This is a genomic window from Mesorhizobium sp. ESP7-2 (assembly GCF_020164715.1).
In the GTDB taxonomy this organism is placed as follows: Bacteria; Pseudomonadota; Alphaproteobacteria; order Rhizobiales; family Rhizobiaceae; genus Mesorhizobium.
On sequence record NZ_JAIUGQ010000085.1, the window covers coordinates 1 to 7,456 of the forward strand.

Annotated in this window: 8 protein-coding genes and 2 pseudogenes; 8 read left to right on the forward strand and 2 right to left on the reverse strand. The window is 63.8% G+C overall.

Annotated features, from left to right (window positions below):
* Positions 1–884: pseudogene (locus tag LB543_RS33475) on the forward strand (IS701 family transposase); the annotation flags it as partial.
* A gap of 67 nt (positions 885–951) precedes the next feature.
* Here LB543_RS33475 and LB543_RS33480 read toward each other — a convergent pair.
* Both LB543_RS33480 and LB543_RS33485 read right to left on the reverse strand, forming a co-directional pair.
* Complete coding sequence (locus tag LB543_RS33480; protein WP_224599104.1) at positions 952–1,548, reverse strand: cytochrome b/b6 domain-containing protein; 597 nt, start codon at positions 1,546–1,548, stop codon at positions 952–954.
* A complete protein-coding gene (locus tag LB543_RS33485) occupies positions 1,526–1,801 on the reverse strand; it encodes a PepSY domain-containing protein (protein ID WP_224599102.1) in 276 nt (91 codons plus the stop codon). The genes LB543_RS33480 and LB543_RS33485 overlap by 23 nt, the downstream gene beginning before the upstream one ends.
* 1,370 nt (positions 1,802–3,171) lie before the next feature.
* Between LB543_RS33485 and LB543_RS33490 the strand changes: the two genes are divergently transcribed.
* The 7 genes and pseudogenes from LB543_RS33490 to LB543_RS33520 all read left to right on the forward strand — a co-directional run bounded on the left by LB543_RS33490 (position 3,172) and on the right by LB543_RS33520 (position 7,295).
* Complete coding sequence (locus LB543_RS33490) at positions 3,172–3,498, forward strand: DUF736 domain-containing protein (RefSeq protein WP_224599099.1); 327 nt, start codon at positions 3,172–3,174, stop codon at positions 3,496–3,498.
* Between the two features lie 298 nt (positions 3,499–3,796).
* Complete coding sequence (locus LB543_RS33495; protein ID WP_224599097.1) at positions 3,797–4,078, forward strand: helix-turn-helix transcriptional regulator; 282 nt, start codon at positions 3,797–3,799, stop codon at positions 4,076–4,078.
* Between the two features lie 17 nt (positions 4,079–4,095).
* Positions 4,096–5,139: a replication initiator protein A gene (locus LB543_RS33500; protein ID WP_224599095.1), complete on the forward strand. Its 1,044-nt coding sequence runs from the start codon at positions 4,096–4,098 to the stop codon at positions 5,137–5,139.
* Positions 5,136–5,627 carry a DUF2840 domain-containing protein gene (locus LB543_RS33505; protein WP_224599093.1) on the forward strand — a complete coding sequence of 164 codons (492 nt, stop codon included), beginning with the start codon at positions 5,136–5,138 and terminating at the stop codon, positions 5,625–5,627. The genes LB543_RS33500 and LB543_RS33505 overlap by 4 nt, the downstream gene beginning before the upstream one ends.
* A pseudogene (locus LB543_RS33510) lies at positions 5,624–6,157 on the forward strand (S26 family signal peptidase); the annotation flags it as partial. The gene LB543_RS33505 and the pseudogene LB543_RS33510, both read left to right, overlap by 4 nt.
* A gap of 35 nt (positions 6,158–6,192) precedes the next feature.
* Positions 6,193–6,522, forward strand: a complete 330-nt coding sequence (locus LB543_RS33515; RefSeq protein WP_224599091.1) for a DUF736 domain-containing protein — start codon at positions 6,193–6,195, stop codon at positions 6,520–6,522.
* A gap of 110 nt (positions 6,523–6,632) precedes the next feature.
* Entirely contained in the window at positions 6,633–7,295 is a 663-nt protein-coding gene (locus LB543_RS33520; RefSeq protein ID WP_224599106.1) for a lytic transglycosylase domain-containing protein, read from the forward strand.
* Positions 7,296–7,456 lie beyond the last annotated feature (161 nt).

The following is a 7,456-nucleotide window of genomic DNA, read 5'->3' on the forward strand; positions in this document are numbered from 1 at the left end:
AGCTGGACTTCCGATCCCGCCCGGCTCGACCGTGCCGGTGTGCCCGCGGACCATCGTGCCTACAGGACCAAGCCCGAATCGCGCTGGCCGAGATCGACCGGGCTCGCGCAGCCGGCCTACGCTTTGGCTGCGTGCTCGCCGATGCCGGATATGGCTTGAGCGCCCCCTTCCGGCAGGCGCTCACCGAGCGCGGCCTTACCTGGGCCGTCGGTATCCCGTTCAAGCAGAAGGTCTATCCCGCCGACGTGGCAATGATCTTTCCCCTTGCCGGACGCGGCCGTCCGCGCCAGCGGCATATCCCCGATGTGAAGTCGATGACCGCGCAGGCGATGCTGGAGACAGCCCCATGGCGTGCGGTCAGTTGGCGGCGTGGCACCAAAGGCCGCCTCTCGGCGCGCTTCGCCGCTGTCCGTGTCCGGGTTGCAGATGGCCCACCCCAGCGCATCCGCGACATGGGCGCTCAGCATCTGCCCGGCGAGGAGGTCTGGGTGATCGGCGAGCACCGCTCGACCGGCGAGCGCAAATACTACCTCTCCAACTTGACCGCCGACACCCCGCTCAAGCAGATCGCAGGCGCCATCAAGGCGCGCTGGGTCTGCGAACAGGCGCATCAGCAGCTCAAGGAGGAACTTGGCCTCGACCACTTCGAGGGGCGCTCATGGACGGGCCTGCACCGGCACGCGCTGATGACTATGATCGCCTACGCTTTCCTGCAATCTCGCCGTCTCAAACAAGCGGGAGGGGGAAAAAAGAATCCTTGGCCCGCCGCCCCAACCGAGCCTACCCGAGTCAGGCAAGCCATCCTCACCGCGCTCGCGCAGCCGCCCCCAATCCGTTGTCCCCACTGCCGCAGAACCCTCTCTGCTAAAGATCTGCCAAAGTAGTGCTAGGGCCTTGCAGAAAAGTTGCTGCTATCGACCGCAGATGGAGTCGAGGTGACGGCTGATACGATCACTCAATGTCAAATGCTTCGGCTTTGCGTTTCCGCCCGGTGATCATCGCCCGAACCAGGTTTTCGCGATGGCGAAGACTTGCCAGCGCCACGCCGGCAATGTGGAGGAACACGAGCACGAGCAGGCCGTGCGCGGCCAGGCTGTGCGCCGCCTCAACCCACGACACGCCGAAATACGCGTCCGTCGTCATCATCCACCCGGTAAGCGCGGCCAATCCCATCGCGGCGATCAGCACGACGGCCATCGCGCCGCCGGCCGGATTATGGCCGATATAGCGGGCTTCGCGTCCGCCGAGCATTGCGGAGAGATAGCGCAGCACTGTCGCGGGATGACGCACGAATTGCGAAAAGCGTGCATAAGGCGTGCCCACGACGCCCCACACGAGCCGCATCGTGACAAGCGAGGCGGCGGCGTAGCCGGCCCAGTGGTGGATGTCCTCAAAGGAATGGGCCGTCAACCAGGCGATGGCGAAGCTTAGCACCAGCGCCCAATGGAAGCCGCGCACAAACCGGTCCCAGACGCGCACCACACCCTGAGATGATCGCGCCTCAGCGGGTGCCGGCAAGGCTCGATCAGTTTTCGCCGGCTTCGGCATTGTCGAGCTTTTCAAGGGTCTCGGCATTGTAGGCAACGTTGACCTTCTTGCCGGCCTTGTCGACCGCATAGACCTCGTAGCAGCCCTTCTCGGTCTTGATCTGGCGGACGTTGAGGCCTTCGCCTTTCAGCTGCGCCTCGAGCGTCGTTTTGGGCTGGAACTTCGATTTCGCAGCCGTGCTGCAGTTGCCGGCCGCCAGGGCGGGACCGGCGATCATGCCCGCGAGGGCGGCGAGAACGAGAGTGCGATACATGACGTCTCCATTCGGAAGCTTGGGGGAAGTTGCAGTGCGATTGGTATTTCGACCGATAGGCCATAACGGCTTGGGGCCGTCATTGCCGTGGGATAGCGGATCCAACCTGACAAGTGGCTGACAGCGGTCGGCAGGCAAGCAGCAGTATCGGCCAGTTGGTTTGATCTGGCGCAAAGACGATCATCAATATTTCTGAGCGGGATAGCGAAGCCCCGGTGCCGGCCCGATGCCGCCGCGCCACCGGGCATCAAATGGCAAGATCCAGCAGCCGATCTCGATGACCGCGACAGCCGCGAGATGCCCCACCCGAGCAATCGATGCGAGCGCTGTGCCGCCGACGAAGGTTACGAATTCCGGAGCTATGGAAACCGATGTTTACCCTGACGTCCGAAGAGACTGGTGATAGCTGTGGCCCGCATTTTGGCGCTCCCGCGACAATCCTCATCGAGGGTCGCTCCGGCACTTTCCGATGTCTCTCTGGAGAAATCTCACGTCAGATGGCGGCCATCTAATATCGCACCGACTAAGGATCGCAAAGCGTCGAGCACCATTTCGGGGGGACATCCGCACTCACCGGACAACGGACCTTGGCCCCGACTGGTGTCCCCTCTCAGTTGCACGGTGACGCATCGCCGTCCTGATGACGGCAAAAAGCCCCGTGGACACACACCAATGATGTCCCTCCTGGCAATTCGACAAGAGACTGTCGGCAAAAAGTCAGCTTACTGGCAACTTTGTCACGATAGCCGACTGGCAGTTTAGAGCTCCAAATGAGAGATCGATCATACAATGCCGCGCGGCGTAAAAGGCAGCATCCAAAGCTTCTTTCGCAGGCGGTTCCCAAAGGCGTTACCACGTCACCATAGATCTGCGGGAAGGGCGATCCAAATAGCCTTACGCCCGTAGCACGACACGTCGACGCTGCCGCGCGGGCGAAGGCATCTCGATCCGAGCAGTAAGCCGCTCCTAGTAAGCGTGCGCTTGGCACTGGAGGGAAAGAGGGTTCGATGCAGTACATGCCGAGTCCGGGTCAGGAAATCCGCTGGCGAAACATTCCACTTAATCTTTGTTGATCCAGCATGCCGCCATTGCCCCCGTCTCTCGCTTTGCGGAGCGCACCAAACGACCTCTCGAAAGGGCTGATCTGGCCGAAGGACGGCTGAAGCCTCGAGCGCCTGTGCCGCAATGGCGCGGCGCGCGTTTCTTCCCCTGGGCCAAGCCCATTCCTCGCGCAACCAAGAAACACGCGCCTGCGCCATCCTTCGCTTTGCTGCGGTCGCAAGCGATGCGGCGGCGGTCGCCTCCGGCCTCACGATCGCCATCGAGGTCGCATGGTGCGGGCTCGGAAACGAAGAAAACGGAGACTGAAAATGGCTACCATCGGCACTTTCAAGAAGACCAATGCGAACGAATTCACCGGCGAGATCGTCACCCTTAGCGTCCAGGCCAAGGGCGTGCGCATCGTCCCCGACACCCGGGCCAGCGGCGAGAACGCCCCGAGCCACCGCGTCGTGGTCGGCAAGGCCGAGATCGGCGCCGCCTGGTCCAAGCGCTCCAACGAGGGCCGCGAGTATCTCGGGCTCAAGCTCGACGATCCGAGCTTCACCGCTCCGATCTACGCCAACCTCTTCGCCGACGAGGAAGGCGAGGGCCACAGCCTCATCTGGTCCCGTCCAAACCGCCGCAACGGCGAGTAAGGTCGCAGACGCCTCGCCCGGTACCGGGCGAGGCGTCTTCTGATGGTGACCGCGGAAGCGTTCCGCGCCGCCGGCCGCCATGACGGGCCCTGTCTTCGGATGCGTTGCTGGATGCGCGATCGCGTGAAGATGGTTGAGCGCGGCTACCCCCAATTGCTGCGCGCGCCAGCGCCACTCCCGAAGGCTGTTAGCGGTGCGAAATAGCGCCCCTCAATTGCGCACCTGATCGCCGTCCTCACGCTCCTCCATCCTGGCCGTCAATCGCCGTTCAATCGCAACGGCCGGAAGGAGACACCTCATGAACGCCGACGCCGCGCCATTGCCGCCGCGCTACCTGCGCACTTCGGAAGCTGCGCATTTCCTCAGTCTTTCTGCGCGCACGCTGGAAAAACACCGCACCTATGGGACCGGGCCTGCCTATCGCAAACTCGGCGGCCGCGTCGTCTATGCCGTCGACGACCTCCAGGCCTGGGTGCAGCGCGGCGCGATGTCGTCGACATCCGATCCGCATGGCTCTGTCCTGCCAGCCAAGCCTCAGGCCGCCCGCCTGATCGCCTATGCCGGGCGCGAGAGGCGCTGAGCAAGCTGATCTCCCCTATGTCTGGACGCACACGCCAACCGTCGGAACGCGGACAGCTTGATCTGTTCCACGCGTTGCCCGGTGTTGTCGCGCCACGCGATGCGCAGGACCTCATGGCCTATCCCTTCTTCTCCCTCGCCAAATCCAGGCGCATCGCACCGATCGACTTTCGCGCTGGCGATGTGGCTATCCGGGTCGAAGCGATGCCCGATCACGGCATGGCGACGATCTGGGATGCCGATATCCTGATCTGGGCCGCGAGCCAGATCGTCAGCGCGCGGGACGCCGGATTGCGCACATCGCGCCTGATGGCCGCGACGCCATATGAAATGCTTACCTTCATCGGCCGCGGCGTCTCGAAGCGAGACTATCAGCGCCTCAAGGCGGCGCTCGACCGCCTGCAGTCGACAAGCGTCCTCACCTCCATTCGCCAGCCCGCGGAAGGCCGTCGCCATCGCTTCTCCTGGATCAATGAATGGCAGGAGCGCTCGGGTCGAAACGGCCGCCCGCTCGGCGTCGAACTGATATTGCCCGATTGGTTCTATCGCGCCGTCATGGACGACGCGCTGATCCTGACGATAGACCGCGCCTATTTCGGACTGACGGGCGGCCTGGAGCGTTGGCTCTATCGGCTGGTGCGCAAGCATGGCGGACGCCAGCGTGCCGGCTGGCGTTTCGATATCAGGCACCTGCATCGGAAGTCCGGCAGCCTCTCGCCGCTCAAGCGCTTCGCCTTTGAGCTGCGCGAGATCGTGCGCCGCCAACCCTTGCCGGGATATCTGCTGTTCACTGAGGTCGAAGCGAGCGGCCGTGTGTTGTTGGCTTTCGAACCGGTGCCGACGCCTGTTGACAGGATCGTGCCATCGGGAACCCGAACTATCGTGCCATCGGCAACCGCATCCTCGTGCTTTCGGGAACCGCGATCAGCCCTAAGCGACGGGTCCGAAACGGAAAATCGCGCTCTTAACTTAGAGTCTAACTCTCAATCTAACAGTCTTGCGCGCAAGCCGCGGACTGAGGGTGGACAGCAGATGCGGCGGTGCGAGGGAGACGACACATGACGCCGTCTTCCCAATCGACGCCGCGCGGCGACCTCACGACGGTCGAACTGATCTGGATCGAGAAGCGGATCGAGCACCGCATCCGCTTCGGACGTCCTGCCGATCAGACGATCATCGACCAGCGGCGCCGCGTCGTCACATTTGCGCCGGGCAGTGTTTTTGCGTTCGTGCGTTGGGCGGCGAATGACTTTGGCACCATCGTTTCGCGCATCGACATCGTGCGCGCCGTCTTTCCCGCTGAACCATATCAGACGCTGCCTTACATCCGGCCAGGCGGCCAGATCCTGCTCAAGATCGCAGGCTGGGACAAGGTTGAGCGTGTTCTCCAACTGATCGATGCGATCGAGGCGATCGGCCTCGATCCGGTCGAGGCCGCCCCTGACTATTGGCGTCAGACCCACAACCGCCTGGTTGCCGGTGGAACGCCGCGCGCCTATTCGCTCGAGCAGCACCGGGCCTTTCTGTTGCGCAAGCGAGCGACATCATGAGCCGCGCCGCTTGCATGGCCGCGACGCTTGCGGCCGTCGTCGCGATGGTCGCTCCGACGGCCGTGGAGATGCCGCCGCTGCTGCTATGGAACGCGTCGGCCAGCGCACCCCTCGGACTCTATGGGATCCGGAGAATGGCCGTTCCGACGGCTGGTGCGCTCGCCGTCATCGAACCGCCAGAGACGGTCGCCCGGTTCGCCGCCAGGCGCGGTTACCTTCCGCTCGGTGTGCCGATGCTGAAACACATCGAGGGGCTTCCCGGACAGGAAGTCTGCCGCGTCGGGCGCGTCATCACGGTGAACGGGCTTGCGATGGGTGCTGCACTTGAGCGCGACCGCAACGGGCGGGCGCTGCCTGACTGGCAGGGCTGCCGCATCATCGCCGCCGACGAAATCTTCGTCATGAACGGGAAGGTCGAGAACAGTCTCGACGGCCGCTATTTCGGCCCTTTCCCGGCGAGCTCGATCGTCGGACGCGCGCTGCCGCTCTGGACCGACGAGAGAGGTGATGGCCACCACACCTGGCTCGCAATTCAGCCCAGCCAACAACAGCAAGGAGATAGTCCATGGCCGAGATCGGCGTCTTCCAGGAAACAGAATCCGGTTACTCCGGACGCATTCGAACACTGCTCGTGGATGCCGAGCTGGTGCTTGTCCCGATCAGGACTTCCGACGGCAATGCGCCGGATTTTCGCATCCACATCGGCGATGGCAGCGGCCCCGAAGTCGGCGCGGCCTGGAAGGAAACCGGACAGACGGCTGGGGACTATCTATCGTGCCGATTGGAGGACCCGCTGTTCGGCCGGCGCTTTCGCGCCACTCTTTTCCGATGCGATGACGGCTCCTGGTCGCTGCGCTGGATGCGGCCGAAATCACGGCCGGAGCGTGCTCGATGAGTGGGCCATCGGCGCCGAAATGTGCGCACGATTCCCGCCCCGTCCGTTGGTTGCCCACGCGGCGTGAAGCACTTTGCCTTATCGGTGGCATGCTGATCTTCTGTCGCACGATGACGGGGGCCGCCGGACAATCGGCGCCGGTTTCCCGCAAATCCGCGCATGATCCTTATGCCGCGCATATCGCCGAGGCGTCGCATCGCTTCCGCATTCCTCAGCGCTGGATACGGGCAGTCATGCAGCTGGAAAGCGCCCGCGACCTGCGCGCCCTGTCCCCAAAGGGGGCCGTGGGCCTGATGCAGATCATGCCCGGAACCTGGGCCGAGCTGCGCCTTCGTCACCAACTCGGCCGCGATCCCTATGATCCGCACGACAACATCCTTGCCGGCACAGCCTATCTTCGCGAGCTGTATGATCGATACGGTTCACCGGGCTTCCTGGCCGCCTACAATGCCGGGCCAGGGCGTTACGAAGCCTCCTTGAAGGGCCTTCCGCTGCCGGCTGAGACCCGGGCCTATGTTGCGAAGCTTCGCCCTTTCTGGGGCGGCGGTGATGCGCCCGGCTTGCTCACCGCCAGCCATGCAAGGGCCGTCACTTGGAGGGCCGCGCCGCTGTTCATAGGGCGGCCGGCTTCTGAGGCCGGATCCGATCTCGCGTCCTTCAAAGGCGCATCCGGCGCCGTGCCGCCGACACTTTCGGTGCGCGATCTGTTCGCGGCCGGTGTGCACGCCCGTGAGCTCTTCCCCGCGTCCGAAGCCGGAACGCCGTCGCCATGACGGCGAAATTTGCAAATCGTGTCCTGGCGTTGTCCTGGACGTCAGGGCGAACGAATGGGGGAGGGCACGAGGCAACAACCGAGGGATTGCCGCCCGTAATCGGGGCGGGCACTTGGCCGAGAGGAAAAGCGGTGCGTCGGCCGCAGCTCAACTGGCGACCG

Bases quoted from the DNA above. Each gene is read 5' to 3' on its own strand.
- LB543_RS33480 (WP_224599104.1), bottom strand. From the start codon at position 1,548: ATGCCGAAGCCGGCGAAAACTGATCGAGCCTTGCCGGCACCCGCTGAG.
- LB543_RS33485 (WP_224599102.1), bottom strand. From the start codon at position 1,801: ATGTATCGCACTCTCGTTCTCGCCGCCCTCGCGGGCATGATCGCCGGT.
- LB543_RS33490 (WP_224599099.1), top strand. From the start codon at position 3,172: ATGGCTACCATCGGCACTTTCAAGAAGACCAATGCGAACGAATTCACC.
- LB543_RS33495 (WP_224599097.1), top strand. From the start codon at position 3,797: ATGAACGCCGACGCCGCGCCATTGCCGCCGCGCTACCTGCGCACTTCG.
- LB543_RS33500 (WP_224599095.1), top strand. From the start codon at position 4,096: ATGTCTGGACGCACACGCCAACCGTCGGAACGCGGACAGCTTGATCTG.
- LB543_RS33505 (WP_224599093.1), top strand. From the start codon at position 5,136: ATGACGCCGTCTTCCCAATCGACGCCGCGCGGCGACCTCACGACGGTC.
- LB543_RS33515 (WP_224599091.1), top strand. From the start codon at position 6,193: ATGGCCGAGATCGGCGTCTTCCAGGAAACAGAATCCGGTTACTCCGGA.
- LB543_RS33520 (WP_224599106.1), top strand. From the start codon at position 6,633: ATGACGGGGGCCGCCGGACAATCGGCGCCGGTTTCCCGCAAATCCGCG.